Raw genomic sequence first — 26,960 nt, forward strand, 5'->3', positions numbered from 1 at the left:
ATGAGCGACCGCATCCGCTTCGTCCTCGATGGGAAGGTCCGGGAGCTCGCCGGGGTGGACCCCACCCTCACCGTCCTCCGCTGGCTGCGCGAGGTCGAGCACCGCACCGGGACGAAGGAGGGGTGCGCCGAAGGGGACTGCGGCGCCTGCACGGTGGTGCTCGCCGACCTCCGCGCCGGCGAGGTGCGCTACCGCGCCGTGAACGCCTGCCTCCTCTTCCTCCCCGCGCTCGACGGGAAGGCGCTCCTCACGGTCGAGGACGCCCGGGGCGCGGACGGCGGGCTCCACCCCGTGCAGGAGGCGATGGTGGCGTGCCACGCCTCGCAGTGCGGCTTCTGCACGCCGGGCTTCGTCATGTCGCTCGTCGCGCTGTACGAGAGCGAGCCCGCGCCGTCGCGCCGCAGGCTCGACGACGTCCTCGCCGGGAACCTCTGCCGCTGCACCGGCTACCGCCCCATCGTCGCCGCCGCTCGGCAGGCGTACGCCTCGGGCGAGCGCTCCGCCCTGGCGGCCCAGCAGGCGCAGCTCGCCGCCCTGCTCGCGTCCGTCCGGCGCGAGGGCACCCTCGCCCTCGAGCACGGCGGGCGGCGGTTCTTCGCCCCGCGCACCCTCGCCGCGCTCGCCGAGATCCTGGAGCGCCACCCGGGCGCGCGCCTCGTCGCCGGGGGCACCGACGCCGGGCTGTGGGTGACGAAGCAGCACCGGACCCTCGAGACGCTCGTCTCGCTCGCCTCGGTCGAGGAGCTCCTCCGGGTGACCGTGACCGACACGCACCTCGAGCTCGGTGCAGCGGTGACCTACGCCGACGCCCACGCGGTGCTCGCGGCCCACCACCCCGATCTCGGCGAGCTCGTCCGGCGCATCGGCTCGCAGCAGATCCGGAACATGGGCACCCTCGCCGGCAACGTGGCGAACGCCTCGCCCATCGGCGACACCCTCCCCGCGCTCCTGGCGCTCGACGCCACCCTCGTGCTCCAGCGGGGCGGCGCCCGCCGCGAGCTCCCGCTCGACGGCTTCTTCACCGGGTACCGCCAGACGGCGCTCCGCCCGGGCGAGCTCATCGCCGCCATCCGGCTGCCGGCGCGCTCGCCGGACCGGGCGTTCCGCGCCTACAAGGTCTCGAAGCGCTTCGACCAGGACATCTCGGCGGTGTGCGGCGCCTTCGCGGTGACGCTCGCCGGCGACCGCGTGCGCGACGTGCGCCTCTGCTACGGCGGGGCCGCCGCGACGCCGCTGCGGGCCCGCGCCGCGGAGCGCGCGCTCCTCGGCCGCCCGTGGGACGAGGCGGCGGTGGCCGCCGCCCTGCCGGTGCTGGACGGCGAGCTCGCCCCCATCTCCGACGCGCGCGCCACCGCCGGCTACCGGCGCCTGGTGGCGAAGAACCTGCTCCGCAAGTTCCAGCTCGAGACCGCCCCCGGCCGCGCCGCGCCGCCGGCCGGGACGCGCGTCCTGGCCGCGCCGGAGGAGGCATGAGGCGCGCCCGCGAGAGCAGGCCGGAGGCGGCGGGCGCGGTCGGCGCGCCGCTCGGCCACGACAGCGCGCGGCGGCACGTGACGGGCGAGGCGCGCTACGTCGACGACTTGCCCGAGCCGCGCGACCTCCTGCACGCCTTCCTGCGCCTCTCCGAGCGGGCGCACGCGCGGGTGACCCGGCTCGACGTGACCGGGGTGGCCGCCGCGCCCGGGGTGGCGGCGGTCCTCACCGCGCGGGACCTGCCGGCCGAGAACGACATCGGGCCGGTGCTGCCGGGCGACAAGGTCTTCGCCGACGGGCTCGTCGAGTACTGGGGCCAGTCGCTCTTCGCGGTGGCGGCGGAGACCCTCGACCAGGCGCGGGCGGCGGCCTCCCGCGCCGGGATCGCCTACGAGGACCTGCCGGCCGTCCTCACCGTCGAGGAGGCGCTGGCGCGCAGGTCCTTCGTGCTGCCGACCCAGGTGCTGCGGCGCGGCGCCTCCGCCGCCGCCCGCGCGCGCGCGCCGCACCGGCTCTCCGGCCGGCTCGCCATCGGCGGCCAGGAGCACTTCTACCTCGAGGGCCAGGTGGCGATGGCGCTGCCGCGCGAGGGCGGCACCTTCCTGGTCCACAGCTCGACCCAGCACCCGAGCGAGGTGCAGCACCTGGTGGCGAAGGTGCTCGGGATCCCGGCCAGCGCGGTGACGGTGGAGGTGCGCCGCATGGGCGGCGCGTTCGGCGGCAAGGAGACGCAGGCGGCGCCGGTCGCCTGCGTGGCGGCGCTGCTCGCCTGGCGCACCGGCCGCCCGGTGAAGCTCCGGCTCGACCGCGACGACGACATGATCTTCACCGGCAAGCGCCACGACTTCCTCGCCGAGTACGAGGTCGGCTTCGACGGCGAGGGGCGGATCCGCGGCCTCGACCTCACGTTGGCGTCGCGCTGCGGCTTCTCGCCGGACCTGTCGGGCGCCATCAACGATCGCGCCATGCTGCACGCGGACAACTGCTACCACCTGCAGGACGTCACCATCACCTCGCACCGGTGCAAGACGAACACCGTCTCCAACACCGCCTTCCGCGGCTTCGGCGGGCCGCAGGGGATGATGGCGATCGAGCAGATCGTGGACGAGATCGCGCGGGCGCTCGCGCTCGATCCGCTGGAAGTTCGCCGCCGCAACTTCTACGGCCGCGGCGAGCGGGACGAGACGCCCTACGGGATGAAGGTCGAGGACCACCTCCTGCCGGAGCTGGTGGCCGAGCTCGAGCGGAGCTCGGACTACCCGGCGCGGCGGCGCGCCATCGCCCGCTTCAACGCGCAGAGCCCGTGGCAGAAGCGCGGGATCGCGCTCACCCCGGTGAAGTTCGGCATCTCCTTCACCGCCACCGAGATGAACCAGGCCGGCGCCCTGGTCCACGTGTACACGGACGGCAGCGTCCACCTGAACCACGGCGGCACCGAGATGGGCCAGGGGCTCTTCATCAAGGTGGCGCAGGTGGTCGCCGACGAGCTCGGCGTGGGCGTGGACCGGGTCCAGATCACGGCCACCACCACCGACCAGGTGCCGAACACCTCCCCCACCGCGGCCTCCTCCGGCAGCGACCTCAACGGCCAGGCGGCCCGGGCGGCCGCGCGCACCATCAAGAAGCGGCTCGCCGCCTGCGCCGCGGCCGCGCTCGGCGGGAAGCCGGAGGAGGTCGTCTTCGCCGGCGGCCAGGCGCGGCTCGGCCGGCGGGCGCTCGGCTTCGCCGAGCTGGCGGCGCTCGCCCACCGCGAGCGCGTCTCGCTCTCGGCCACCGGCTACTACCGCACCCCCAAGCTCCACTACGACCGGCGGCGGCAGCGGGGGCGCCCCTTCTACTACTTCGCCTGGGGGGCGGCCGTGGCCGAGGTCCAGATCGACACGCTCACCGGCGAGTACCGGGTGCTCCGCGCCGACCTCCTCCACGACTGCGGCAGCTCGATCAACCCGGCTGTCGACCTGGGCCAGGTCGAGGGCGGGTTCGTGCAGGGCATGGGCTGGCTCACCACCGAGGAGCTGTGGTGGGACGCGGCGGGGCGGCTCGGCACGCACGCACCGTCGACCTACAAGATCCCCGCCTGCGGCGACGTGCCGGAAGACTTCCGGGTGACGCTGCTCCACGCCCCCAACCGGGAGGCGTCGGTCCACCGCTCCAAGGCCGTCGGCGAGCCGCCCCTCATGCTCGGCATCTCGGTGTTCCACGCGCTGAAGGACGCCGTGGCCGCGGTGGGGGACCACCGCCTCTCCCCGCGGCTCGACGCGCCGGCCACCCCGGAGCGCGTGCTGCTCGCGGTGGAGGAGCTGCGGGCGCGGCGGGCGCCGGCGGAGCTCGAGGAGGCGGCCGAGTGACGGGCTGGGTCGCGGCGCTGGCGGAGCTCGCGGCGGCGGAGCGGCCGGCCGCGCTGGTCACCCTCCTGCGCGTGGCCGGCTCGACCCCGCGCGAGCCGGGCGCGAAGCTGGTGGTGACCGCGGAGGCGCTCCACGGCACCATCGGCGGCGGGCACCTCGAGCTCACCGCGGTGGAGACCGCCCGCGAGCTGCTGGCGGCCGCGGCCCGCGACCCCGGCGCGGCCGGCCCCCTCGTCCGCGAGCTCCAGCTCGGGCCCACGCTCGGCCAGTGCTGCGGCGGCGTGGCGACGCTCCTCTTCGAGCTCGTCCTGCCGCCCCCGTGGCAGGTGGCGGTGTTCGGGGCCGGCCACGTGGGCAAGGCGCTCGTGAAGCTGCTCGCGGACCTGCCCTGCCGCGTGAGCTGGGTCGACGCGCGCGAGGGCGAGTTCCCGGCCGCCCTGCCCGCCAGCGTCCGGCGCGTGGTGACCGACGCGCCCGAGGACGCGCTGGCCGCGCTCCCCGCGGGCGCGGACGTGGTGGTCATGACGCACAGCCACGCGCTCGACTTCCAGCTGGTGGAGGCAGCGCTGCGGCGCGGCGACCTGGGCTACGTCGGCCTCATCGGCTCTCGCACCAAGCGCGCCCGGTTCGTGAGCCGGCTCGCCAGCCGGGGCCGGACCGAGGCGGAGCTCGCGCGGCTCACCTGCCCCATCGGCCTGCCGGGGGTCGGCGGCAAGCTGCCCGCCGAGATCGCCCTCGCCGCGGCGGCGCAGCTCCTCCAGCGGAGGACCGCGGCGGCAGCGTGCCTCGAGAGCGAGCAGGCCCCTGCCCGTTCCGGAGGCAGCCACCAGGGCTGAGCCCCCGCTCCGGCGGCCCCCGCCTGGTCCCCCCTTTGCAGCTCCGCTAGAGTTCCACGCCTCCGCCCCCTCACCAGGAGCCGCCCATGAGGAACACGCTGTTCGCGCTCGCCGCGCTGCTCTTCGCGTTCGACGCCTCGGCCGCCGCGCCCAGGGCCAAGGTCCGCATCGCCCTCATCGTCGAGTCCACGGTGGACGACAAGGGCTGGTGCCAGTCCATGCACGACGCCATCACGGCGGTGCAGAAGAAGTACGGCCCGGCCGCGGTCGAGTACAGCTACAGCGAGAAGATGAAGCCGGTGGACGCCGGCTCGGCGGCGCGCCAGTACGCCTCGAAGGGCTTCGACATCGTCATCTGCCACGGGGCCCAGTACAAGAACCTGGTCCTCGAGATGGCGGACGAGTTCCCGAAGACCACCTTCGCGTTCGGCACGAGCGCCGAGGTCGGCCCGAAGAACGTCTTCACCTACATGCCCCAGAGCGAGGAGACCGGGTACCTGAACGGCCTCATCGCCGGCCTGGCCACCAAGGCCAACGTGGTGGGCGTGGTCGGCCCCGTCGACGGCGGCGATGCCGCCCGCTACGACCGCGGGTTCGTGCTGGGCGTCCGGGCGGTGAACCCCAAGGCCGAGGTCAAGGTCGCGCACACCGGCAGCTTCGGGGACTTCGTGAAGGCCTCCGAGCTCGCCCACACCCAGGTCAAGGCGGGCGCCGACGTCCTCACCGGCTCGTCGCAGCAGGCGCTCGGCGCGCTGCGGGCGGTGGCCACCTACCACGACAAGCCGATCTGGTGGCTCGGGCAGGACGTCGCCCAGCTCGCGACCCCCGAGCGGAGCAAGGTCGTCGCGGCCTGCAGCTACGACTATGTCCCGGTGATCGAGACGCTCGTCGCGAAGCGCCAGGCGGGCGTGCTCGGCGGCGAGAACCTGCCCCTCAACTTCAAGAACGGCGGGTTCGTCTTCAAGTACAACGACGCCGTGGGGCCGGTCCTCACGAAGGAGATCCGGGGCAAGGTGGACGCCGCCCGGGCGAGCCTCGCCGCCGGCAAGCTCCCGCTCGACTGGAAGAGCGTCAAGTTCTGATGCGGCCAGCGCCCACGCACGCCCCCGGGCCGGCGCGCGAGGCGCGCGAGGCGCGGGGGCGCGCCGCCGCGCCGTCCTCTTCCTCGGCCGGGGACGCCGCTCCGGGCGCCCTGGCGTCGGGGCCCATCGGCGAGCTCAGGCTGGAGGGGATCACCAAGCGCTTCCCGGGCGTGGTCGCCTGCGACGGGATCTCGCTCGCGGTGCGGTGCGGGGAGCCGCTCGCGCTGGTGGGCGAGAACGGCGCCGGCAAGTCGACGCTCATGAACATCCTGGCCGGGCTCTACCAGCCGGACGAGGGGCGCATCCTCCTCGACGGCGAGCCGGTCCACTTCCGCTCCCCCGCCGACGCGTACGCCCGCGGCGTGGGGATGGTGCACCAGAACTTCATGCTGGTGCCGAACATGACGGTGGCCGAGAACGTCGCGCTGGGGATGAGATCGCTCCACGACGGGCTGCGGCTCGACCTGGCCCTGGCGCGCCGCCGGGTGGCGGAGGTGGCCGAGCACCACGAGCTGCCGGTGAACCCCGACGCCCAGGTGTGGCAGCTCTCGGTGGGCGAGCAGCAGCGCGTCGAGCTCGTGAAGACGCTCTGCCTCGGCGCGCGGCTCCTCATCCTCGACGAGCCCACCTCCGCGCTCACCCCGCAGGAGACCGACGACCTCCTGACCCGGCTGAAGCGGATGACGGCCGAGCTGTCCATCATCTTCATCAGCCACAAGCTCCAGGAGGTGAAGGCGCTCTCCGACCGCGTCACAATCCTCCGGCACGGCGCGGTGGTCTTCAACGGCCACACCGCCGATCACTCCACCGCCGAGCTGGCGGCGCTCATGACCGGCCGCGAGGTCACGGTCCCGCGCAACGCCGGCGGCGCCGCGACCGGACCGCCCATCCTGGCGGTGCGCGGGCTGCGCGTGCGGGGCGACCGCGGCCACCTCGCCCTCGACGGCCTCGACCTCGAGCTGCGGGCGGGGGAGATCCTGGGGCTGGCGGGGGTGTCGGGCAACGGCCAGCGCGAGCTCGCCGACGCGCTGGCGGGGCTGCGCCCGGCCGAGGCCGGGACCATCCACCTCGACGGTCAGGACCTCACCGGCTGCGGGCCGAGGGAGGTCATCGCCCGCGGCATGGGCTACGTCCCGGAGGACCGGCACCACGAGGGCATCGTCCCCTCCTTCTCCATCGCCGAGAACCTCGTCCTGAAGGACTTCGCCACCGGCCGCTTCAGCCGGGGGCCCCTGCTCCGGCTGGGCGAGATCGCGCGCCACGCGCGCGCGCTCCGCGAGCGCTTCGACATCCGCTGCTCCTCCACCGGGGTCGCCGCCGGCTCGCTCTCGGGCGGCAACATCCAGAAGGTCATCCTGGCGCGCGAGCTGGCGCGCCGGCCGCGTGCCCTGGTGGCCGTGTACCCCACCCGCGGCGTGGACCTGGGCGCGAGCGAGTTCATCCACCGCCAGCTCCTGGCGCTGCGCGAGGCCTCGGCCGGCATCCTGCTCGTCTCGGAGGAGCTGGAGGAGATCCTGAACCTCGCCGACCGCGTGGCCGTCATCTGCAAGGGGCGGATCCTGGCCGTGCTCCCGGCGCGCGAGGCGACGCGGGAGCAGCTGGGCCTGCTCATGGCCGGGGTGGCGCGTGCCTAGGTTCCGGCTCTTGTACGCGGGCGCGGTGGTGCTCCTGGCCGCGCTGGCGGCGGCGGGCGCGGGCGCGCTCGTCCTCGCCGCCATCGGGAAGAGCCCCTGGGCGACCTACGCGGTCATCCTGACCGGGCCGCTGCAGGACCTGTTCGGCGCGACCGAGATCCTGGTCCGCGCGGTGCCGCTCATCCTGGTGGCGCTCGGCATCGCGATCTCCTTCCGGAGCGGGATCCTCAACATCGGCGCCGAGGGGCAGCTCATGGTGGGCGTCCTCGCGGCCACGGCGGTGGCGCTGGCGCTGCCGGGCCTCCCCCGGCCCGCGCTCCTGCCGCTGTGCCTGGCGGCCGGCGCCGCGAGCGGCGCGCTCTGGGGCGGGATCGCCGGGGTGCTGCGGGCGTGGCTCGGGGTGAACGAGATCCTGAGCACGGTGATGCTCAACTACATCGCCGCCCAGCTCTACACCTTCCTCCTGCGCGGGCCGATGATCGACCCGGACGAGCTCATGACCGGCTCGGGCACGCCGCAGTCGGTGCGGCTCCCGCGGTCCGCCTGGCTCGACCGGCTCGTGCCCGGGACGCGGCTCCACGCCGGGCTCCTGCTCGCGCTCGCCCTCGCGGCCTGCGTCTGGCTGCTCCTGTGGCGGACGACGCTCGGCTACCGGATGCGCGCGGCCGGGGCAGGGAGCAAGGCGGCGCGGTACGCCGGCATCCGGGTCGAGCGCTCGCTCCTGGTGGCGATGCTGTTCGCCGGGGGCTTCGCGGGGCTCGCGGGGGCGGTCGAGGTGCTGGGGGTCCACCACCGCGCCATCGAGGGCATCTCCTCCGGGTACGGCTTCGCCGGGATCGTGGTGGCGCTCTTCGGCGGGCTCCACCCGGCCGGCATCGTACCGGCGGCGGTGTTCTTCGGGCTGCTCCTCGTCGGCGCCGACATGACCCAGCGCTCCGCCGGCGTGCCCGCCAACATGATCCTGGTGCTGCAGGGCGTGATCATCCTCGCCATCGTCTCGGCGCGCATGGCGCTGCGAGACGCCTACGCGCAGGAGCGCGCGGCCCGGCTCGTGCGCCGGCTCTTCCCCGCGCGCGGCGCGACGCCGGCGCGCGCGGCCCCGGGCGACCCCGCGCCATGAGCCTCGCGCACCTGCTCCAGGACGTCCTCTCGCTGGGGGTGTTCTTCTCGGTGGCGCTGCTGCTCGCGGCGCTGGGGGAGATGTTCAACCAGCGCGCCGGGGTCTTCAACCTCGGGTGCGAGGGCATCATGTGCATGGGGGCGTTCCTCGCCTTCCTGCCGCCCTACCTCGTGCGCACCGGCCCGCTCGCGCCCTGGGCGAACCTCGCCGGCTTCGCCCTCGCGATGGCAGCCGGGGTGCTGCTCGGGCTCCTCTTCGCCGTCGTCACCGTGACCTTCCGCGCCTCGCAGGGCATCGCCGGCATCGGCCTGCAGATGCTGGGCTGGGGCGTGGCGGGCACCCTCTTCCGCAGCCACATCGGCGGCGTCACGGGCGTCGAGGGCGTGGCGGCCTGGCGCGTCCCGGGGCTCTCCCGGCTGCCGCTCCTGGGGCCGGTGCTCTTCAACCAGAACCCGCTCGTCTACGCCGCGTTCCTGGCGGTGCCGGCGAGCTGGTACCTGCTCCACCGCACGCCCTGGGGCCTGCGGGTCCGCGCCGTCGGCACGCACCCGCGCGCGGCGGACTCCATGGGCATCAGCGTCGTGCGAGTGCGGTACCAGGCGCTCGCGCTGGGCGGCGCGATGGCGGGCCTCGGCGGCGCCTACCTGTCGCTCTGCCAGGCGAAGATGTTCGCGGACGACCTCGTCGCCGGGCGCGGCTTCATCGCGGTGGCCCTGGTGTACTTCGGGCGCTGGAGCCCCTGGGGCATCGTCGGCGGAGCCCTGCTCTTCAGCCTGGCGCAGGCCTTCCAGCTCTCGCTCCAGGTGGGCGGGATCAAGTTTCCCTACGAGTTCGCGGTGATGCTGCCGTACGCGCTCGTGATCGTGGTCCTCGCCCTGGCGCGGCGGTCGCGGGTGGTCGGGCCGGCCGCGCTCGGCAAGCCCTACGACCGCGAGCTGCGCGTCTGATCGCGGGATTCACTTCGCGTCGAGCACCGGCGGGCTGCGCGGCGGGGCGGCAGCCATCGCCGCCGCGGCCGGGGGCGCGGCGCCGGGCCGAGCCGCCGCGGCCGGCTCGGGCACCCCCGCGCCGCCGACCCTCCCGGCGAGCTCGCGCAGGGTCACGTTGAGCGGCGAGCCGCGCCGCTCCTCCTCGGCCGCGTCGAGCACCTGCCGCAGCCCCGGCTCGAGGTGCCGCTCCACCTCGGCCCGGACCCGCTCCGCCTGCGCCTCGCGCCGGAGCGCGTCCCGGACGTCGCTGACGCGGATCCGGTCGAGGTCCCGGGTCGGGAGGTAGCGGACGCCTCGCCCGGAGGCGGCCTGCGCCAGGAGGCCCGCGCGCACCAGCGCGTCCAGGATCTCCTGCACGGTGAGGGCGGGGACGTGGACGAGCTCCGCCAGCGCGGCCGGCTCGCTCGCCGGGGCGCCGGACAGGAAGTCCCGCGCGACGTGGGCGGCGACGACCACCGCCAGCGTCTCCCGGAGCTCCTGGTCGGCGTGACGCGCGCGGAAGCGCTGCCGGACGAGCCGCTCGTTCTGGTGGCTCGCGGCGACCTGCGCCCCCACCAGCACCACCACCCACGAGACGTAGGTCCAGACCAGGAAGATCGGGATCGCGCTCAGCACCGAGTAGAGCGCGTTGTAGCTCGACACGCCCACCTGCAGCCGCACGTACAGCACCAGCGCGAGCTGCCAGAGGACCGCGGCCACCGCCGCCCCCAGGGCGGCCGACAGCGGCCGGATCCGCACGTTGGGGAGGATGATGTAGATGACGAAGAACGCGACCGCGACCACCGCGAGCGAGGTGAACTGCAGCAGGAAGTCGATGACCCCGCCGAGGTCGAGCGCGTCGCGCAGGAAGAGCACGAAGCGCGAGCTCTGCGCCGCGGTCGCCACCGCCCCCGCCGCCACCACCAGGAGCGGGGTGGTGACGAGGAGGGTCACGTAGTCCGTCACCTGGCGCAGGAACGAGCGCCGGGTGGTGGCGCCCCAGATCTCGTTCAGCGTGTCCTCGACGCTCGAGAGGAGGCTCACGCAGGTGTAGACGAGGATGACGAGCCCCAGCGCGCCCAGCGTCGACACGTTGGTGTGGTCGACGAACTGGAGGATCCGCTCCAGCGAGCCGAGCAGCGCCGGGTTGCCGCCGAAGGTCTGGTGGAGGTACGGCCGCACCGTCGTCTCGATGAAGCTGGCGTACGCCCCGAACCCCTTGAGGAGCGCGAAGGCGAAGGCGAGGAACGGCACGACCGAGAGGACGCTGTAGTACGTCAGCGCCGCGGCGCGGACGGTGAGGCGGCTGACGAAGAAGCCGCGGACCGTCGAGTAGCCGACGCGGCTCGCCCGGTACAGCAGCGCCTGGCCACGCTTGAGATCCGCCACGCGGACCGCCCAGATCTCCTCGGCGAAGAAGTCGCGCAGGCGCTCGCGCCAGGGCTGACCCGGGGCGGACGGCGCGTTCGCGCGTCGCATGCTCTTCCCGTACCGCCCGGGCGCGGTGGCCGCACGGTGCGTGCACCGGCCACGAAGGGGCGGCCGCCGTCCCGGCCGGCGGCCCGGCGCCCCGCGACCGCGCAGGCGGCCGGGCGATCCCTCGCCGCATGAGGCGCGGCGCGAAAGGCCCCCACGCGCGTCGCCTCGCGTGCGACAACCCTGGTGGCGGCGGGCGCCGGGCCGGCACGGCCCGGGCCGCGCGGCCCCCGGGAGCTCGCCTTGACCTTCTCGCCGCGCGTCCCCCACCTCTTTCCGCGGAAGACCCTGGCGCGGCTCCTCGCGCCCACCTACGCGGCCGCCATGAGCGTCGACGAGGAGGAGGCGCACGAGCGGCTCCTCCAGGCCCTGGAGGCGCCGGGCGTCGTCGAGGCGCTGCAGCGCGGGGTGTCCGCCGCGCTCGAGCTGAAGCAGGGGCCCCGCACCCCCGCCGACAAGCTCCTCGACAAGGTCTCGAAGGGGATCGAGAAGCACGGCGGCCACGTGCGGCCCGCCGAGAGCACCCCGGCCGTCTCGGCGGTGCTGGTCCGGCTCAACCTGGAGCTCGGGCTCGCGCCCGAGCCGATGCGCGCCACGCTCGCCACGCCGCGTGGCGCCGCCGCGCTGGAGCAGGGGCTGGCCTCCCTCGGGGCGCACCTCGTGAAGGAGCTGCTCCGGTAGCGGTGCGGCCCTCCGCTCGTTCACTCGCGCCAGGCGCGCGGGATGGACGCGGAAGACGCCTGCCGCTCGAGGTCCTGGAGCGCGTCGCGCGCCTTCGCGAGCCGGCCCTCCACCTCGGCGAGCTGGCGGCGCGGATCCTTCGGGTCGCTCGTCGGGACCGAGTTCGCGACGGCCTCCTTCAGCTGCTCCCGCCGGGCCTCGAGCGCGCCGACCTCGCGCCGGAGTCGGCGGAACGCGCCGCGCCAGTCCGCCTCGGCGCGCGCCTCCTCCTGCTCCTCGCTGGCGCGGCGCGCCCGGCCCTGCGCCGCCGCGAAGCGCACGCTCGCCTCGAGGTCGCTGGGCTTCGGCATGCGGATGGGGGAGTCCGCCTCGTCTCCACCGCGGACCACCAGCACCGCCGAGGCGGGCACCTCGGCGAGCGCGCAGCGTCCGAGGTCGAGGGGCAAGGTCCCGGCGTAGACGTCGCGCAGCGTGTGGTTCTCGGAGGCCCAGACCAGCCGCGGCTGGTCCGGCGCGTCGCGGAGCGCCTTCTCGAGCGCGTCCTCGACCTTCTCCCACCCCGTCACGGACCCCTCGGCGGTGCAGAGCGTCTTGCCACCCGCCTGGACGTCGACCGTGACCGCGAGGCGGCTCGGGCCGCTGGGCCACCGCCGCAGCACCATGGCGTGGAGGCCCCCCTCTCCGGTGCCCACCGCGACGATCGCCGGCTGCTGGTACTTCCGGCGGTACCGCTCGACCTCGGCGGCGTCCTCGCGCTGCACCTGGTCGAGCGTCGCCTGCCAGCGCGCCTGCGCCTCCGGGGTCGCCGGCGACAGCCCCGCCGCGAACGGGCGGAGGTACTCGATCGGCAGCGCGAGCCCGATGCCGTCTGCGCCGGTCACCTTCATCGAGACGATGCCCACCGCCCTGCCGCGGCCGTCGAGCAGCGGACCGCCACTGTTGCCCGGGTTCACGCTGGCGTTCACCTGGACGTAGGCGTGCCCGAGCAGGTTGCGGCCGACGAAGCTCACCTTCCCCTCGTGCACGGTGAAGGCGAGGCCGTGCGGGTTGCCGACCAGCACGATGCCGTCCCCCGGCACGAGCGCGGTGGAGTCCCCCAGCTCGAGCGGCTTCGCCCCGGCGCCCGGAACCTCGATCACCGCCAGGTCGAGGCGCTTCTCGAGGACGACCGTCTTCCCGACCAGCTCGCTCCCGTCCTGGAACCGCAGCCGGAGCGGCGTGTCCTTGTCGCACACCACGTGGGCGTTCGTGGCCGCGCGCTCCGGGGCCACGAAGAAGGCGGTGCCGAGGTTCCCGCCGCAGGAGACCTCGGCGACGCTCCCGAGCACCCGCTGCGCGAGCTCCTGGGTGGTGAGCGCTCCCGCGGGCGCCGCGGATGGCGGAATCGGGGCGGCCGCCGCCGGCCGCCCCGCGGCAGGATCGCCCGGCGACGCGTCGGCCTGGGGCAGCGCGGGCGTCGCGGCCGGGGGCGCGGCCGACCGGGGCGCGCGCGAGGAGAAGAGGAGCGCCCCCGCCAGCACGAGCGCCGCCGCGCCGCCCGCGATGGCCGCGATCGCCGCGGACGGGAAGGCGCGGCCGGGCCGCGGGCCGGCGGGCCGGGCGCTCGCCCCGATCCCGTGGCGCCCCAGCACGTCGATGGCGGCCCGGGCCGCCGACCTCGGGAGGGCCACCGCCAGGGGCACCGCGGGGCTCGCGAGGGCTCGCTTCAGCTCCGAGAAGCTGCCGCCGGGTAGGCCCAGCGCCGCGAGCCCTCGCGCCGCCAGGAAGCGCGCGCGCTCCTCCGGCACCGGAGCGTCGAGCCAGAGGTCCACCCGCAGGTTCGCGCCGCAGCGCGTGCACCCGGAGTCGGAGTCGCTCTGCTGGCCGCAGGCGTGGCAGAGGTCGAGCTGCGGAGCGCTGGCGGTCATCGAGATCCCCTGCGTTCGAGCGAGCGGCGCGGAGGAGTGTACGTGATCGTCGCGCCGGGGCGCGGGCGCGCCTGGCCCCGGCTCGCCGCCGGGCGCCGACCTTTCTCGACACCCGCGCACCTCGGATCGCGAGCCGCGGCGCGGCGCGGGTGGCGCGCCCGGTGCAACGCCCCTGCGCATCGACCTCCGCGACGTCCACCTGCGCGCCCGCGCCGCCTTCCACGGCCTCGCCCTCGGCGACGCGCTGGGCGCGACCGTCGAGTTCCTCCTCCCGCACGAGATCCGGGCCCTCCACGGCGTCCACCGCGAGGTGGTCGGGGGCGGGTGGCTGCGGCTCCGGCCGGGCGCGGTCACCGACGACACCGAGCTGTCGCTCTGCGTCGCGCGCGCGCTCGTCGAGCGCGGCGAGCTCTCGCGCCGCGCCATCGCCGAGCGCTTCGCCGCCTGGCTCACCGGGCGGCCGACCGACGTCGGCAACACCTGCCGCCGCGGGATCCGGTCCTACCTCCTCGACGGCACGCTCGAGGTCCCCCCCAGCGCCGGCGACGCCGGCAACGGCGCCGCCATGCGCATGCTCCCGGTGGCGCTCTTCACCCTGGGCGACGACGCGCTCCTCGCCCGCTGCGCGGTGGCGCAGGCCCACCTCACCCACCACCACCCGCTCTCCGACGCGGCCTGCCTCCTGCTCGGCCGGCTCGTGCACGCCGCCTGCCGGGGGGAGCCGCTCGCCGCCCTGCGCGCCCTCGTCGGCCGGACCGTCGCGGAGCACCCCGCCTTCCGATTCGAGCCCTACCCCGGGCTCGCCAGCGGCTACGTGGTCGACACGCTCCAGACCGTCTTCCACCACCTCTTCTCCACCCGCAGCTTCGAGGAGACGCTCGTCGCCACGGTGAACCAGGGGGGCGACGCAGACACGACCGGCGCCATCGCCGGCATGATCGCGGGGGCGCTCCACGGCCCGGCGGGCCTGCCCCCGCGCTGGCTCCGCCGCCTCGACCCGCGGCTCCTGGCCGAGCTGGCGGCGCTGGCGGACGGGCTGGTGGACCTCTCGCCGCTCGCGGTCAGGCAGCGAGCACCTTCACCCTGAGCTCGCCTCCCACGACGAGCACCTCGCGCTCGCCCTTGAGGATGCTGTGCGGGAGGAGCTCGCTCGCGAAGAAGACGCGCGGCACCGGCACCCGCGCCTCGAAGACGGTCGAGCCGAACTCCCACGCCCGCTCGCGATCCTGCGTGAACGACGACAGGTTGTTCATGCGGACGAGCCAGTCGCGGCGGCCGGTCCGCTCCAGCACCTCGTGCTCCTGCACGTCGTGGACGCCGCGCCACAGGGTCAGCCAGCGCTCGCCCGGGCTCCGCCGCCCGAGCTCGTACTGGGTGAACGTGTAGAGGAGGTCGAGCTGGGAGTCGATGGCGTTGGTCCGGGCGTGACCCCGGACGCGGTCGGCGGCGTAGCCCTGGTACGCCTCCGAGTCCGGCCCGTCGATCCGGCCGCGGTGCCAGGTCGGCGGGAGGCCCATCCGGCTCTCCACCCACCCCTTCAGCACCGCCCCCTCCACCGAGCTCGAGTCCACACCCCAGCCGCGCAGGAAGCGCAGGTAGCTGTTCTTGAGGCTGCGCCGCGCGCTGTCGGTCGCCTCCCGCTGCCACTGGTGGAGCTGGAACTTCACCGTGACGAAGCTGTCGAAGCGGCGGGCGCGCTCGTCGGGATCGGCGAGGCCATCGAGCATCTCGAAGAGGAACCGGTTTCCCCCGCGGACGCCCTGGACCTCGATCGGCCGCGGGTCGGCCGCGAACTCCCGCGACGCGATGGCCCACGGCGGCAGGTTGCAGAGGTTGAAGGAGGTGCCCGGGTCGCGCGGCTCGCCCATGGACGGCTCGTCAAGGGGCGCCGAGCGCGCGCTCGCCGCCCACCGCCCGCTCGCGCTCTGCCAGGCCCCCGAACCAGGCCAGCAGGGCCGCCTCGATGGGCTGGAAGGCGTGCTCCACCACCGGGGTGATCCCCGCGCCGGCGAGGCGCTCCCGCGGGCAGCGACCGACCTTCGCCACCAGCACGGCGCGGCAGTCGGAGAGGGCGGCCAGGACCTGCTCCAGCTCCGCGTCGTCGCCGTCGCCGCCCGCGCAGTACTGGCCCACCTTGCGGTGCCCCACCAGGCGCGCGCCCCGGCGATCCACGTCGTAGACGAGGAACTCGCGGGCGTGCCCGAAGTGCTGGTTCACGAGGCCACCGCCCTTGCTGGCGACGGCGACGCGCGCCGCGCGCGCGGGCGCAGCGACCGCCAGCCGGGCCAGCGCCTCCGCGCGCGCCGCGGCCTCCCCGCGGCGCGCCCGCTCCACCGCGCCCCGGTGCGCCGCCCGCGCGGCGCTCGCGTCCGCGGCCGGCGCCGCCGGCAGCGCGGCCAGCGCGAACTCCGCGTGGCGATCCTGCCCGAGGAGCCCCACCGCGTCGGCGCGACACTGCCGGCAGTGCTTCATCACCCTCGCCCCGCCCTCGCAGGCGCGCTGCACCGCCTCCAGCTCGGCCGCCGTCGGCCCGCGCTGGCCGGTGAGCCCGTAGTGCGTACCGTGCTCCGGCGCGGAGAGGAGCGGCATCACGTTGTGGAGGAAGGCCCCGAGCCGCCGGACGGTCCGCCCCACCTCGACCAGGTGCTCGCCGTTCACGCCCGGCACGAGCACCGAGTTCACCTTGCACAGGATGCCCCGGCCGGCGAGCGCCGCCAGCCCCTCGAGCTGCCGCTCCGAGAGGAGCCGCGCCCCGTCCTCCCCCCGCACCTTGCGGCCCCTCCACAGCACCCACGGGTGGATGCGCGCCCCGACCTCCGCGTCGATCATGTTGACCGTGACCGTCACGTGATCGACGCCGAGCGCGGCGAGGCGCTCCACGTGCTCGGGCAGCGCGAGGCCGTTGGTCGAGAGGCAGAGGCGCAGGTCCGGCGCGGCCCGGCGCACGAGCTCCAGCGTCTCGAACGTCGGGCCGGGGTTCGCGAGCGGGTCGCCGGGGCCGGCGATGCCCACCACCGAGAGCTGGGGCACCTCGGCCGCCACCGCCAGCACCTTGCGCAGCGCCTGCTCGGGCGTGAGGCGCTCGCTCACCACCCCCGGGCGGCTCTCGCTGGCGCAGTCGTACCTCCGGTTGCAGTAGTGGCACTGGATGTTGCACGCCGGCGCGACCGCCACGTGCATGCGCGCGAAGTGATGGTGCGCCTCCTCGCTGTAGCAGGGGTGGTTCGCGATCTTCGCCTGCACCTCCGGCGGAAGCGGCGCCGGCTCCCCGCACCCGCCGCCGAACCGGCAGTTGGCGGGCGCCGGCCTGGCCGCTCCTGCGAGGTCCGCGATCGGAAGGGCTGGGCGGGCGCGCGCGATCGTCATGGGGCGCTCCTTTGCAGCGAGCGTTCCAGCGCCGGGCACGCCCGCCCGGCGCGGCGGCACACGCCCGCGCGCCGCGGGCGCGGCGGGCGGGCGCGCTGGGTTTGCGCCGATTGTCCGGTTCCTCACCTGAGCCGTGTCGGGTTCCGGACGCGGCCGGCGGCGCCAGCGCGCGGCGCGCCGCCGGCCACCGCGCTGGAAGCGCTGCGCCCCAGGGCCGGGGGCGCGGTCCTTCGCGGGCGGTACGCCCCTTGCTGAGGGAGCATGGAGTCGAAGCCACGCACTCGAAAGGAAGCCATGCGACAGATCGCGATTTACGGGAAGGGCGGCATCGGCAAGTCGACGACGACGCAGAACACCGTCGCCGGACTCGCCTCGCTCGGGAAGAAGGTGATGATCGTCGGCTGCGACCCGAAGGCCGACTCCACCCGCCTCATCCTGCACGCGAAGGCGCAGGCGACCGTGATGGACCTCGTGCGCGAGCGCGGGACGGTCGAGGACCTCGAGGTCGCCGACGTGATGAAGACCGGCTACGGCGAGGTGAAGTGCGTCGAGTCGGGCGGCCCGGAGCCGGGGGTCGGCTGCGCCGGCCGCGGCGTCATCACCGCCATCAACTTCCTGGAGGAGAACGGGGCCTACACGCCCGACCTCGACTTCGTCTTCTACGACGTCCTCGGCGACGTGGTGTGCGGCGGCTTCGCCATGCCCATCCGCGAGAACAAGGCGGAGGAGATCTACATCGTCTGCTCCGGCGAGATGATGGCCATGTACGCGGCCAACAACATTGCCAAGGGCATCCTCAAGTACGCCACCTCGGGCAAGGTCCGGCTGGCGGGCCTCATCTGCAACTCGCGCAACACGGACCGCGAGGCCGACCTCATCGAGGCGCTCGCGCGCCGGCTCGGGACCCAGATGATCCACTTCGTCCCGCGCGACAACGAGGTGCAGCGCGCCGAGCTGCGCCGGATGACCGTCATCGAGTACGCCCCGAAGCACAAGCAGGCCGAGGAGTACCGGACGCTCGCCCGCAAGATCGCCGAGAACAAGAAGCTGGTCATCCCGACGCCGCTCGCGATGGAGGAGCTCGAGGAGCTGCTGATGGAGTTCGGGATCATGGCGCCCGAGGACGAGGCCACCGTCGGGGTCGCCGCGGCAGGGTAGTCCGCTCGTCGTTCAACGCAGGGAGAGAAGGAGCCGCGGCATGGGACGCGAGGTCAAGAAGGTCGAGGGCATCACCAAGGAGTCGACGCAGCAGATGATCGACGAGGCCCTCCAGGCCTACCCGGAGAAGGGCAAGAAGAAGCGCGCCCCTCACCTGGCCCCCAACGACCCGGCGGGCGCCAGCGCCTGCGTGCGGTCGAACCGAAAGACGGTCCCCGGCGTGATGAGCGCGCGCGGCTGCGCCTACGCCGGGGCCAAGGGGGTGGTGTGGGGGCCCATCCGCGACATGGTCCACGTCTCCCACGGCCCGGTCGGCTGCGGCTGGTACTCGTGGGGCACCCGCCGCAACCTCATGTCCGGCAAGAACGGCGTCACGAACTTCGCGATGCAGTTCACCTCCGACTTCCAGGAGAAGGACATCGTCTACGGCGGGGACAAGAAGCTGGCGGTGCTCCTCAAGGAGGCGAAGGAGCTCTTCCCGCTCGCCAAGGGCATCTCGGTCCTGTCCGAGTGCCCGGTCGGCCTCATCGGCGACGACATCAACGCGGTCGCGAAGAAGATGACGAAGGAGCTCGAGCTGCCGGTCATCCCCTGCAACTGCGAGGGCTTCCGCGGCGTCTCGCAGTCCCTCGGGCACCACATCTCGAACGACACCATCCGCGACTACATCATCGAGACGCGCACCTTCGCCGAGCCCGCCGGCCCGTACGACATCGCGCTCATCGGCGACTACAACATCGGCGGCGACGTGTGGTCCGCCAAGGCGCTCCTCTCGGAGATCGGCCTCAACGTGAAGGCCACCTGGACGGGCGACGGCGAGATGGAGCGGATCGCCGCCACGCACGAGGTGAAGCTCAACCTCATCCACTGCTACCGGTCGATGAACTACATGTGCAAGGTGATGGAGGAGAAGTACGGGATCCCCTGGCTCGAGTTCAACTTCTTCGGACCGACCAAGATCCGCGAGAGCCTCCGCAAGATCGCCGAGCGGTTCGACGATCGCATCCGGGAGAACGTCGAGAAGGTCATCGCCAAGTACGACGTGCAGATGAAGGCCGTCGTCGACCAGTACCGGCCCCGCCTGGAGGGCAAGAAGGTCATGCTGTACGTCGGCGGCCTCCGCCCCCGCCACACCGTCGGCGCCTACGAGGACCTCGGGATGGTGGTGGTGGGCTCCGGCTACGAGTTCGCGCACGGCGACGACTACGAGCGCACCATGCCGGAGATGCCCGAGGCGACCGTCATCTACGACGACGCGTCGGAGCACGAGCTGGAGCGCTTCGTGCACCAGCTCAAGCCGGACCTCATCGGCAGCGGCATCAAGGAGAAGTACGTCTTCCAGAAGATGGGGCTGCCCTTCCGGCAGATGCACAGCTGGGACTACTCCGGCCCGTACCACGCGTACCAGGGCTTCCCGATCTTCGCGCGGGACATCGACATGGCCGTGAACAGCCCCACCTGGAAGCTCGTGAAGCCGCCGTTCTAGCCAGCCTCAGCCTCAGCCTCGCCTCACCACCGTGGGCCAGCTTGGGCCCCGGACAGGAGACGTCCGTCATGTCGAACAACCTCGGCCTCACCGTGAAGCCGGTCACCCCCACCTCGCCGGAGGAGGAGGCGCGCGTCGCCGCCTGGATCGACACCCAGGAGTACCGGGAGAAGAACTTCGCCCGGCAGGCCCTCGTCGTGAACCCGGTGCACTGCTGCCAGCCGCTCGGCGCCGAGCTGGCGGCGCACGGCTTCCAGGGCACCCTCCCCTTCGTCCACGGCTCCCAGGGCTGCGCCTCGTACTACCGGTCGACCCTGAACCGGCACTTCCGGGAGCCGGCGCCGGCCGTCTCCGACGCCATGACCGAGGACGGCGCGGTCTTCGGCGGGCAGGCCAACCTCCACGAGGCGCTCGAGAACGCCTACGCGCTCTACAAGCCCAAGATGATGGCCATCTTCACCTCCTGCATGCCGGAGGTGATCGGCGACGACCTCGGCGCCTTCCTCAAGAACGCCCGGGCGAAGGGGCACATCCCCAAGGACTACCCGCTCCCCTACGCCAACACGCCCAGCTTCAGCGGCTCGCACATCACCGGCTACGACGCGATGGTGCTCGCGATCCTGCAGGTCCTCACCGAGGGCAAGAAGGTGGAGGGGCGCTGCACCGGGAAGCTGAACCTGCTCCCGGGCTTCGACACCAACACCGGCGACTACCGGGAGTACAAGCGCATCCTGGACGCCTTCGGGATCCCGCACACCGTCCTGGCCGACATCTCCGAGACCTTCGACTCGCCCAACGACGGCACCTACCGCCAGTATCCCGGCGGCACGCCGCTCGACGAAGCGGCCGACTCGATCAACGGCAAGGTGACGATCACCGTCGGCCCCTACGCGACGGCGAAGACGTTCGCCTGGGTGAAGGAGAGCTACGCGGGCCGCCACGCCGCGCTGCCCTTGCCCATGGGGATCGCGAAGACCGACGCGTTCCTGATGAAGCTCTCCGAGCTCTTCGAAAAGCCGGTCCCCGCCGCGCTGCGCGCCGAGCGCGGCCGGGCGGTGGACGCGATGACGGACGCCCAGCAGTACCTGCACGGCAAGCGGTTCGCGGTCTACGGCGACCCGGACCTGCTCCTCGGCTACGTCTCGTTCCTGCTGGAGATGGGCGCCACGCCGCACCACGTGCTGTGCAGCAAGGGGTCGAAGAAGCTGGAGAAGGAGCTGCAGGCGCTCCTCGACGGCTCTCCCTACGGCCGCGGCGCGGGCATCTACATGAACCGCGACCTGTGGCACCTGCGCAGCCTGCTCATGACGGACCCCGTCGACGCGATCCTGGGCGACACGCACGGCAAGTTCGCCGCCCGCGACGCGAAGATCCCGCTCTTCCGCTTCGGCTTCCCCATCTTCGACCGGGTGAACAAGCACCGCCTGCCGCTCATCGGGTACCAGGGCGTCATCCACATGCTCACCGAGATCTGCAACCGGTTCCTCGACCTCCGGGACGACACCTGCGAGGACCGCTTCTTCGAGATGATGCGGTAGGCGAGGAGCGCCATGGCTCGCCCCGACTTCTACGACGCCCCCGACTGCGACACCCACGAGCGGGGCGCGCCCAAGTTCTGCAAGAAGTCCGAGCCGGGCGAGGGCGCGGAGCGCAGCTGCGCCTACGACGGGGCGCGGGTGGTGCTCATGCCCGTCACCGACGCCATCCACCTCGTACACGGGCCCATCGCCTGCGCGGGCAACTCCTGGGACAACCGCGGCGCGCGCTCCTCCGGGGCGCAGCTCTTCCGTCGCGGCTTCACCACCGAGATGCTGGAGAACGACGTGGTGTTCGGCGGGGAGAAGAAGCTCCACCGCGCCATCGTCGAGCTCGCCCAGCGCTACCGCGGCGAGGCGAAGGCCATCTTCGTCTATGCCACCTGCGTCACCGCCATGACCGGCGACGACGTGGCGGCGGTGTGCCGGGCCGCCGGGCCGGAGGTGGACATCCCGGTCATCCCGGTCAACACGCCCGGCTTCGTCGGCGACAAGAACATCGGCAACCGGCTGGCGGGCGAGATCCTGCTCGAGCACGTGATCGGCACCGCCGAGCCCGCGACGACCACGCCCTACGACGTGAACCTCATCGGCGAGTACAACATCGCCGGCGACCTGTGGGGCATCCTCCCGCTCTTCGAGCGGCTCGGGATCCGCCTCCTCTCCTGCATCAGCGGCGACGCCAGGTTCGAGGAGCTGCGCTGGGCCCACCGCGCCCGCCTCAACGTCATCATCTGCTCGAAGAGCCTCACCAACCTCGCCCGCAAGCTGCGGAGGCAGTACGGCATCCCGTACCTGGAGGAGTCGTTCTACGGGATGACCGACACCGCCCGGGCGCTGCGCGACATGGCGCGCGAGCTCGACCTCGCGAACGGCGGTCCGCCCGTCATGCAGGAGCGGGTCGAGCGGCTGGTGGAGGAGGAGGAGGCGCGCTGCCGCGCGCGGCTCGCGCCGTACCGGGCGCGCCTCGAGGGCAAGCGGGCGGTGCTCTTCACCGGCGGCGTGAAGACCTGGTCGATGGTGAACGCCCTCCGCGAGCTGGGGGTGGAGATCCTCGCCGCCGGCACCCAGAACTCCACGCTGGAGGACTTCCACCGGATGAAGGCGCTGATGCACCGCGACGCGCGCGTCATCGAGGACACCTCCACCGCCGGACTGCTCGGCGTCATGGCCGAGAAGCAGCCCGACCTCGTCGTCGCCGGCGGCAAGACCAAGTTCCTCGCGCTCAAGACGCTGACGCCCTTCCTCGACATCAACCACGGCCGCGCCCACCCCTACGCCGGGTACGAGGGGATGGTCACCTTCGCCCGGCAGCTCGATCTCACCGTCAACAACCCCATCTGGCCGGCCCTCCACGCCCCGGCGCCCTGGGAGCTCTCACCCGCGGCGCGGGAGGAGGCGCGCGCCGCCGCCGCCGGCCACGCCCGGACCTTCCTCGCCGAGGACCTCTCTCGCTCGCGGGTCAAGGTGCCGGCCAAGGCGGCGACCGTGAACCCGCAGAAGAACTCGCCCGCGCTGGGCGCGACGCTCGCCTACCTCGGCGTCGACGGGATGCTGGCGCTCCTCCACGGCGCGCAGGGCTGCTCCACCTTCATCCGGCTGCAGCTCTCCCGGCACTTCAAGGAGTCGATCGCGCTCAACTCGACCGCGATGAGCGAGGACGCCGCCATCTTCGGCGGCTGGGAGAACCTCCAGGCGGGCGTGAAGCGCGTCATCGAGAAGTTCCACCCCGGCGTCGTGGGCGTCATGACCTCCGGGCTCACCGAGACCATGGGCGACGACGTGCAGAGCGCGATCGCCCACTTCCGGAAGGCGAACCCCGCGCTGGCGGGGACGCCCATCGTCTGGGCCGCAACGCCCGACTACTGCGGCTCGCTGCAGGAGGGGTACGCCGCCGCGGTCGAGGCCCTGGTGGGCACGCTGGCCGAGGGTGGCGCGACCATCCCGGGGCAGGTGAACCTGCTGCCGGGCGCCCACCTCACGCCGGCCGACGTGGAGGAGGTGAAGGGGCTCGTCGAGTCCTTCGGCCTGACCGCCCTCACCATCCCGGACCTGGCCAACGCGCTCGACGGCCACATCGACGAGGAGGTCTCGCCGCTCTCCACCGGCGGCGTGGCGCTCGGCGAGCTCCGCCGGGCCGGGCGGAGCGCCGCCACCTTCTACGTCGGCGACTCCCTCGCCAGGGCGGCGCTGCGGCTCGAGGCGTCGTTCGGGGTCCCGGCCTACGGGTTCGGCTCCCTCACCGGACTCGCCGAGGTGGACCGCTTCGTGGCGACGCTCTCCGCGCTCTCCGGCCGGCCCGTGCCGCCCGCGCAGCGCCGCTGGCGGAGCCGCCTCGCCGACGCGATGGTGGACTGCCATTACCAGTTCGGCGGGAAGAAGGTCGCGCTGGCGCTGGAGGCGGACCACCTCGCGGGGATGACCCGCTTCCTGGCCGGGATGGGGTGCGAGATCCAGGTCGCGCTCGCCGCCACCCGAACCCGCGGCCTCGACGCGCTGCCCTGCGCGACGGTGGCGGTGGGGGACCTCGAGGACCTCGAGTCCGCCGCGTCCGGCGCCGATCTGCTGGTGGCGAACTCGAACGGCCGCCAGGCAGCGGCCCGCCTCGGCGTGAAGGCGCACCTGCGCACCGGGCTGCCCGTCTTCGACCGGCTCGGCGCGCACCACAAGACCTGGGTCGGCTACCGCGGGACGACGAACCTCGTCTTCGAGGTGGCGAACCTGTTCCAGGCGACGTCCTCGGAGGCGCAGAAGCTCGCGCACAACTGAAATGAAGATCGCGTTCACGAGCAGCGACGGCACGCAGGTCGACCAGCACTTCGGCAAGGCCTCGCACTTCGACGTCTGGGAGGTGGGGCCGGCCGAGGCGCGCTTCCTGGAGCGGGTCCCCGCCCCCGTCCTCGTCGGCGACGAGGAGGATCGGACCACCGCCCGCGCCGAGGCGCTCGCCGGCTGCGCCGTCGTCTACACGGTGCAGATCGGCGGCCCGGCCGCGGCGAAGCTCGTCGCGCGGCGCATCCATCCCATGAAGACGCAGACCGAGGTGCCGGTGGCGGACCTCGTCGGCCGGCTCCAGGCGGTGCTGAAGGAGCGGCCACCCCCCTGGCTCAAGAAGGCGATGAACGGAGGAGCATGACCATGGCGTACCTGACCGGCCTCACGCGCGGCAAGCGCGCGTGGACCCCGAAGTTCGTGAAGTCCATCGACGACGAGCGCTGCATCGGCTGCGGCCGCTGCATCAAGATCTGCGCGCACGGCGTCCTCGCACCCAAGGAGGTGGACGAGGAGGAGTCCGCCAAGATGTTCGTCACGGTGGCGAACCCCGAGGACTGCATCGGCTGCGAGGCGTGCGGGCGCACCTGCAAGAAGGACTCGTTCACCTTCGAGGCGCTCGTCGCCTGAGCAGGGGGACCGATGCGACACCCTCCCCAGGAGGACGCGCCGGGGCGCACGCTCGAGCAGCTCGCGCACCTCTCCCGCGCCGAGGACTTCTTCCGCTTCTTCGGGCTCGACTACGACCCGCGGGTGCTGGCGGTGCACCGGCTGCAAGTGCTGAAGCGCTTCGGCCTCGACGTGGCGGCGCTCGAGGAGCAGCGCCCGCTCCCCTCCGAGGAGGAGCGGCTGCGCCTCTACGGTCAGGCGCTGCGGCGCGCGCACGACCTCTTCGCCGGGCCGCCCGCGCCCGCGCAGCGGGTGTTCCGGCTGCTGCAGGGCGGCCTCGTCCAGCTCGGGCCTCCCCGGCCGGCGCGATGACGTCCGGCCTCAACGTCCGCCGCGCCGCGGAGGCGGACCTCGACGCGCTGGTCGCGCTGCTCGGCGCGCTGTTCTCGATCGAGGCCGACTTCCAGCCGGCACCCGAGCGGCAGCGGCGCGGCCTGGCGCTCCTGCTCGGCTGCGGGGCGCGGGCGGCCGTGCTGGTCGCCGAGCGGCAGGGCGCGGTGGTGGGGATGGTCACCGCCCAGCTGGTCGTGTCCACCGCCGAGGGCGGCCTCTCCGCCTGGCTCGAGGACCTGGTGGTCCTCGCGACCGAGCGGGGCCGCGGTGCAGGCCGGGCGCTCGTCGAGGCCGCCCGGGCCTGGGCGGCGGAGCGCGGCGCGGCCCGCCTGCAGCTCCTGGCCGACCGCGAGAACACCCCAGCGCTCGCGTTCTACCGGCGGCTGGGGTGGGCGGGCACGCAGCTCGTCTGCCTGCGGGCACGGGCCCATCCGTAGGCGGAGCTCCTCCCCCGCCGCGGCGCCATCAGAGCCGCTGGAGCTCGATGCCGTACTTCCGCACCCGGTACCCGAGCTGCCGCACCGTCATCCCGAGCAGGCGCGCCGCCTTCGCCTGCACGTAGCCGGCGCGCTCGAGGGCGGCGCGCACGCGCTCCCGCTCTCCCGCCTCGCCCTCCGCCGCGAGCAGCGGACCGGCCGCGGTCGCGGGGGGCGCGCGCTCGGCGAGCCGCGCGAGCTCCGCCTCCGGCGGCGGCGCGGCGCGCTCGAGGAGGCAGGTCGAGCCGCCCGGCCACTGACACGGGAGGTGGACCGGCGCGAGCACGTCCGCGTCCGTCACCACCACCAGCCGCTCGAGGCAGTTGCGGAGCTGGCGCACGTTGCCGGTCCACCGACAGCGGGTGAGGACCTCCAGCGCCGCCGGGGTGAGCTCCGCGCTTCGCGCGTTCTCCTCGTTGAGCACCCGCAGGAAGTGGCCCGCCAGCCGCGGGATGTCGTCGCGGCGCTCCCGGAGCGGCGGCACCACCACCGCCACCACCGAGAGCCGGTGGTAGAGGTCGAGCCGGAACGCGCCCTGCCGCACCATCTCCTCCATGTCGCGGTTGGTCGCCGCCACCAGGCGGACGTCCACCGTCACGGTGCGCTTCCCGCCCACGCGCTCGAACTGCCGCTCCTGGACCGCGCGCAGCAGCTTCGCCTGCGCCGCGGGCGAGAGCTCCCCCACCTCGTCGAGGAAGAGCGTGCCGCCGTCCGCCTGCTCGAACCGGCCGACGTGCGCCTGCGCCGCACCGGTGAACGAGCCCTTCTCGTGGCCGAAGAGCTCGCTCTCGAGGAGCGTCTCGGGGATGGCGGCGCAGTTCACGGTCACGAACGGCCGCTCGGCCCGGGGGCTCGCGTCGTGCACGGCGCGCGCGATGAGCTCCTTACCGGTGCCGCTCTCGCCGCGCAGGAGCACGGTGGCCCGGCTCTGGGCCACCCGCCCGATGAGCTCGAGCATGTCGCGGAAGGGCGCGCTCGCCCCCACGATGCCGGGGAAGCGCTCCGGCGAGGGTGACAGGGCCGGCACGTCCTGCGCCGCGCGGTGGTGCGTGTTCTCGAGGTGCGAGAGCCGCACCCGCACCGCCACCAGGCCCGCCACGATGGTGAGGAAGCGCACGTCACGGCCGAGCTGGGTCGGACCGGTGCGGTAGGGACGGTCGGCGGTGAGTACCCCCAGCACCGCCCGGCCGTCCTGGAGCGGCACCCCCACGAACGCGCGCCGGTCCTCCTCCAGGTTCTGCCAGGTCCCGGTGCGGTTGAGGAAGAGCGGCTCCTCCGCGATGTCCGGCACCACCATGGGCATCCCGGTGGCGAAGATGCGGCCGACGATGCCCTCCCCGGGCCTGAGCCGCCCGAGGATGCGGTCCTCGTCGCGCATGTGCGGCGCCGCCTCGACGAAGACCTCGCCGGTGACCGGGTCGAACAGCGAGATGGTGCCGTTCTCGAGCCCGAGGACGAGGTCGATGAGCGTCAGCGTCGAGGTGAAGGCCTTGTTGAGGTCGGTCGAGAGGGACAGGACCCTGCTGATCTCGTAGAGGGCCTCCGTCTCCAGCTCGGCGCGACTGCCATTCACGGTGAAGGCAGGAGCAAGGCGAGTGCCATCCCGGTGGTGGCGGTCCAGCGCCGCGAAGGCCTCCGGG

At 73.8% G+C, this 26,960-nt stretch carries 22 protein-coding genes; 17 read left to right on the plus strand and 5 right to left on the minus strand.

Translation table 11 applies throughout. The features are described from left to right. From xdhA to HWY08_RS18360, 7 genes are all read left to right on the plus strand, one after another. Entirely contained in the window at positions 1-1,473 is a 1,473-nt protein-coding gene (gene xdhA / locus HWY08_RS18330) for a xanthine dehydrogenase small subunit (protein WP_176067892.1), read from the plus strand. Next, on the plus strand, positions 1,470-3,821 hold the full coding sequence (xdhB, locus tag HWY08_RS18335; RefSeq protein ID WP_176067893.1) for a xanthine dehydrogenase molybdopterin binding subunit: 2,352 nt from the start codon (positions 1,470-1,472) through the stop codon (positions 3,819-3,821). The genes xdhA and xdhB overlap by 4 nt, the downstream gene beginning before the upstream one ends. Then, positions 3,818-4,657, plus strand: a complete 840-nt coding sequence (xdhC, locus tag HWY08_RS18340; protein WP_176067894.1) for a xanthine dehydrogenase accessory protein XdhC — start codon at positions 3,818-3,820, stop codon at positions 4,655-4,657. Before xdhB ends, xdhC begins: the two co-directional genes overlap by 4 nt. An 86-nt stretch (positions 4,658-4,743) precedes the next feature. Beyond that, entirely contained in the window at positions 4,744-5,739 is a 996-nt protein-coding gene (locus HWY08_RS18345; protein ID WP_176067895.1) for a BMP family lipoprotein, read from the plus strand. After that, on the plus strand, positions 5,739-7,373 hold the full coding sequence (locus tag HWY08_RS18350) for an ABC transporter ATP-binding protein (protein WP_176067896.1): 1,635 nt from the start codon (positions 5,739-5,741) through the stop codon (positions 7,371-7,373). Before HWY08_RS18345 ends, HWY08_RS18350 begins: the two co-directional genes overlap by 1 nt. Before the next feature lie 10 nt (positions 7,374-7,383). Then, the gene (locus HWY08_RS18355) at positions 7,384-8,493 is read left to right on the plus strand and encodes an ABC transporter permease (protein ID WP_209005185.1); all 1,110 of its coding nucleotides are present in this window, start codon (positions 7,384-7,386) and stop codon (positions 8,491-8,493) included. Continuing rightward, positions 8,490-9,440 (plus strand): ABC transporter permease, encoded by a 951-nt coding sequence (locus HWY08_RS18360; RefSeq protein ID WP_176067898.1) that lies wholly within the window; start codon positions 8,490-8,492, stop codon positions 9,438-9,440. Before HWY08_RS18355 ends, HWY08_RS18360 begins: the two co-directional genes overlap by 4 nt. Before the next feature lie 9 nt (positions 9,441-9,449). Here the strand turns inward: HWY08_RS18360 and HWY08_RS18365 are convergent, their stop codons facing one another. Beyond that, on the minus strand, positions 9,450-10,940 hold the full coding sequence (locus HWY08_RS18365; RefSeq protein ID WP_176067900.1) for a YihY/virulence factor BrkB family protein: 1,491 nt from the start codon (positions 10,938-10,940) through the stop codon (positions 9,450-9,452). A gap of 240 nt (positions 10,941-11,180) precedes the next feature. Here HWY08_RS18365 and HWY08_RS18370 point away from each other — a divergent pair, with 240 nt between their 5' ends. After that, entirely contained in the window at positions 11,181-11,618 is a 438-nt protein-coding gene (locus HWY08_RS18370) for a hypothetical protein (RefSeq protein ID WP_176067902.1), read from the plus strand. A 20-nt stretch (positions 11,619-11,638) separates the two neighbouring features. Here the strand turns inward: HWY08_RS18370 and HWY08_RS18375 are convergent, their stop codons facing one another. Then, on the minus strand, positions 11,639-13,525 hold the full coding sequence (locus tag HWY08_RS18375; protein ID WP_176067904.1) for a trypsin-like peptidase domain-containing protein: 1,887 nt from the start codon (positions 13,523-13,525) through the stop codon (positions 11,639-11,641). Between the two features lie 199 nt (positions 13,526-13,724). Here HWY08_RS18375 and draG point away from each other — a divergent pair, with 199 nt between their 5' ends. Beyond that, positions 13,725-14,612: an ADP-ribosyl-[dinitrogen reductase] hydrolase gene (gene draG, locus HWY08_RS18380; protein ID WP_235969704.1), complete on the plus strand. Its 888-nt coding sequence runs from the start codon at positions 13,725-13,727 to the stop codon at positions 14,610-14,612. Here the strand turns inward: draG and HWY08_RS18385 are convergent. After that, entirely contained in the window at positions 14,587-15,393 is an 807-nt protein-coding gene (locus tag HWY08_RS18385; RefSeq protein ID WP_176067906.1) for an NAD(+)--dinitrogen-reductase ADP-D-ribosyltransferase, read from the minus strand. The genes draG and HWY08_RS18385 overlap by 26 nt on opposite strands. 10 nt (positions 15,394-15,403) lie before the next feature. After that, positions 15,404-16,891: a nitrogenase cofactor biosynthesis protein NifB gene (nifB, locus tag HWY08_RS18390; protein ID WP_176067908.1), complete on the minus strand. Its 1,488-nt coding sequence runs from the start codon at positions 16,889-16,891 to the stop codon at positions 15,404-15,406. Between the two features lie 294 nt (positions 16,892-17,185). On the opposite strand from nifB, the gene nifH reads away from it, so the two are divergent. The 8 genes from nifH to HWY08_RS18430 all read left to right on the plus strand — a co-directional run bounded on the left by nifH (position 17,186) and on the right by HWY08_RS18430 (position 25,281). After that, a complete protein-coding gene (nifH, locus tag HWY08_RS18395; RefSeq protein ID WP_176067910.1) occupies positions 17,186-18,049 on the plus strand; it encodes a nitrogenase iron protein in 864 nt (287 codons plus the stop codon). 40 nt (positions 18,050-18,089) lie between these two features. Further along, a complete protein-coding gene (gene nifD, locus HWY08_RS18400) occupies positions 18,090-19,535 on the plus strand; it encodes a nitrogenase molybdenum-iron protein alpha chain (RefSeq protein WP_176067912.1) in 1,446 nt (481 codons plus the stop codon). Positions 19,536-19,603: 68 nt separating this feature from the next. Continuing rightward, positions 19,604-21,073, plus strand: a complete 1,470-nt coding sequence (gene nifK / locus HWY08_RS18405; RefSeq protein ID WP_176067914.1) for a nitrogenase molybdenum-iron protein subunit beta — start codon at positions 19,604-19,606, stop codon at positions 21,071-21,073. Between the two features lie 12 nt (positions 21,074-21,085). Continuing rightward, entirely contained in the window at positions 21,086-23,839 is a 2,754-nt protein-coding gene (locus tag HWY08_RS18410) for a bifunctional nitrogenase iron-molybdenum cofactor biosynthesis protein NifEN (RefSeq protein ID WP_176067916.1), read from the plus strand. A gap of 1 nt (position 23,840) precedes the next feature. After that, the gene (gene nifX, locus HWY08_RS18415) at positions 23,841-24,206 is read left to right on the plus strand and encodes a nitrogen fixation protein NifX (protein ID WP_176067918.1); all 366 of its coding nucleotides are present in this window, start codon (positions 23,841-23,843) and stop codon (positions 24,204-24,206) included. A gap of 2 nt (positions 24,207-24,208) precedes the next feature. Then, entirely contained in the window at positions 24,209-24,472 is a 264-nt protein-coding gene (fdxB, locus tag HWY08_RS18420) for a ferredoxin III, nif-specific (protein WP_176067920.1), read from the plus strand. Between the two features lie 12 nt (positions 24,473-24,484). After that, positions 24,485-24,823, plus strand: a complete 339-nt coding sequence (locus HWY08_RS18425; protein ID WP_176067922.1) for a nitrogenase-stabilizing/protective protein NifW — start codon at positions 24,485-24,487, stop codon at positions 24,821-24,823. After that, a complete protein-coding gene (locus HWY08_RS18430; protein WP_176067924.1) occupies positions 24,820-25,281 on the plus strand; it encodes a GNAT family N-acetyltransferase in 462 nt (153 codons plus the stop codon). Before HWY08_RS18425 ends, HWY08_RS18430 begins: the two co-directional genes overlap by 4 nt. Positions 25,282-25,309: 28 nt before the next feature. Here HWY08_RS18430 and nifA read toward each other — a convergent pair whose 3' ends face one another. After that, on the minus strand, positions 25,310-26,893 hold the full coding sequence (nifA, locus tag HWY08_RS18435; protein WP_176067926.1) for a nif-specific transcriptional activator NifA: 1,584 nt from the start codon (positions 26,891-26,893) through the stop codon (positions 25,310-25,312). Positions 26,894-26,960: the final 67 nt, after the last annotated feature.

It is taken from the genome of Anaeromyxobacter diazotrophicus (genome assembly GCF_013340205.1).
In the GTDB taxonomy this organism is placed as follows: domain Bacteria; phylum Myxococcota; class Myxococcia; order Myxococcales; family Anaeromyxobacteraceae; genus Anaeromyxobacter_A; species Anaeromyxobacter_A diazotrophicus.

What these genes read in the sequence shown, in the direction of transcription:
- xdhA (WP_176067892.1), top strand. Translation starts at nt 1, where the DNA reads ATGAGCGACCGCATCCGCTTCGTCCTCGATGGGAAGGTCCGGGAGCTC.
- xdhB (WP_176067893.1), top strand. Translation starts at nt 1,470, where the DNA reads ATGAGGCGCGCCCGCGAGAGCAGGCCGGAGGCGGCGGGCGCGGTCGGC.
- HWY08_RS18345 (WP_176067895.1), top strand. Translation starts at nt 4,744, where the DNA reads ATGAGGAACACGCTGTTCGCGCTCGCCGCGCTGCTCTTCGCGTTCGAC.
- HWY08_RS18350 (WP_176067896.1), top strand. Translation starts at nt 5,739, where the DNA reads ATGCGGCCAGCGCCCACGCACGCCCCCGGGCCGGCGCGCGAGGCGCGC.
- HWY08_RS18360 (WP_176067898.1), top strand. Translation starts at nt 8,490, where the DNA reads ATGAGCCTCGCGCACCTGCTCCAGGACGTCCTCTCGCTGGGGGTGTTC.
- HWY08_RS18365 (WP_176067900.1), bottom strand. Translation starts at nt 10,940, where the DNA reads ATGCGACGCGCGAACGCGCCGTCCGCCCCGGGTCAGCCCTGGCGCGAG.
- HWY08_RS18375 (WP_176067904.1), bottom strand. Translation starts at nt 13,525, where the DNA reads ATGACCGCCAGCGCTCCGCAGCTCGACCTCTGCCACGCCTGCGGCCAG.
- HWY08_RS18385 (WP_176067906.1), bottom strand. Translation starts at nt 15,393, where the DNA reads ATGGGCGAGCCGCGCGACCCGGGCACCTCCTTCAACCTCTGCAACCTG.
- nifB (WP_176067908.1), bottom strand. Translation starts at nt 16,891, where the DNA reads ATGACGATCGCGCGCGCCCGCCCAGCCCTTCCGATCGCGGACCTCGCA.
- nifH (WP_176067910.1), top strand. Translation starts at nt 17,186, where the DNA reads ATGCGACAGATCGCGATTTACGGGAAGGGCGGCATCGGCAAGTCGACG.
- nifD (WP_176067912.1), top strand. Translation starts at nt 18,090, where the DNA reads ATGGGACGCGAGGTCAAGAAGGTCGAGGGCATCACCAAGGAGTCGACG.
- nifK (WP_176067914.1), top strand. Translation starts at nt 19,604, where the DNA reads ATGTCGAACAACCTCGGCCTCACCGTGAAGCCGGTCACCCCCACCTCG.
- HWY08_RS18410 (WP_176067916.1), top strand. Translation starts at nt 21,086, where the DNA reads ATGGCTCGCCCCGACTTCTACGACGCCCCCGACTGCGACACCCACGAG.
- nifX (WP_176067918.1), top strand. Translation starts at nt 23,841, where the DNA reads ATGAAGATCGCGTTCACGAGCAGCGACGGCACGCAGGTCGACCAGCAC.
- fdxB (WP_176067920.1), top strand. Translation starts at nt 24,209, where the DNA reads ATGGCGTACCTGACCGGCCTCACGCGCGGCAAGCGCGCGTGGACCCCG.
- HWY08_RS18425 (WP_176067922.1), top strand. Translation starts at nt 24,485, where the DNA reads ATGCGACACCCTCCCCAGGAGGACGCGCCGGGGCGCACGCTCGAGCAG.
- HWY08_RS18430 (WP_176067924.1), top strand. Translation starts at nt 24,820, where the DNA reads ATGACGTCCGGCCTCAACGTCCGCCGCGCCGCGGAGGCGGACCTCGAC.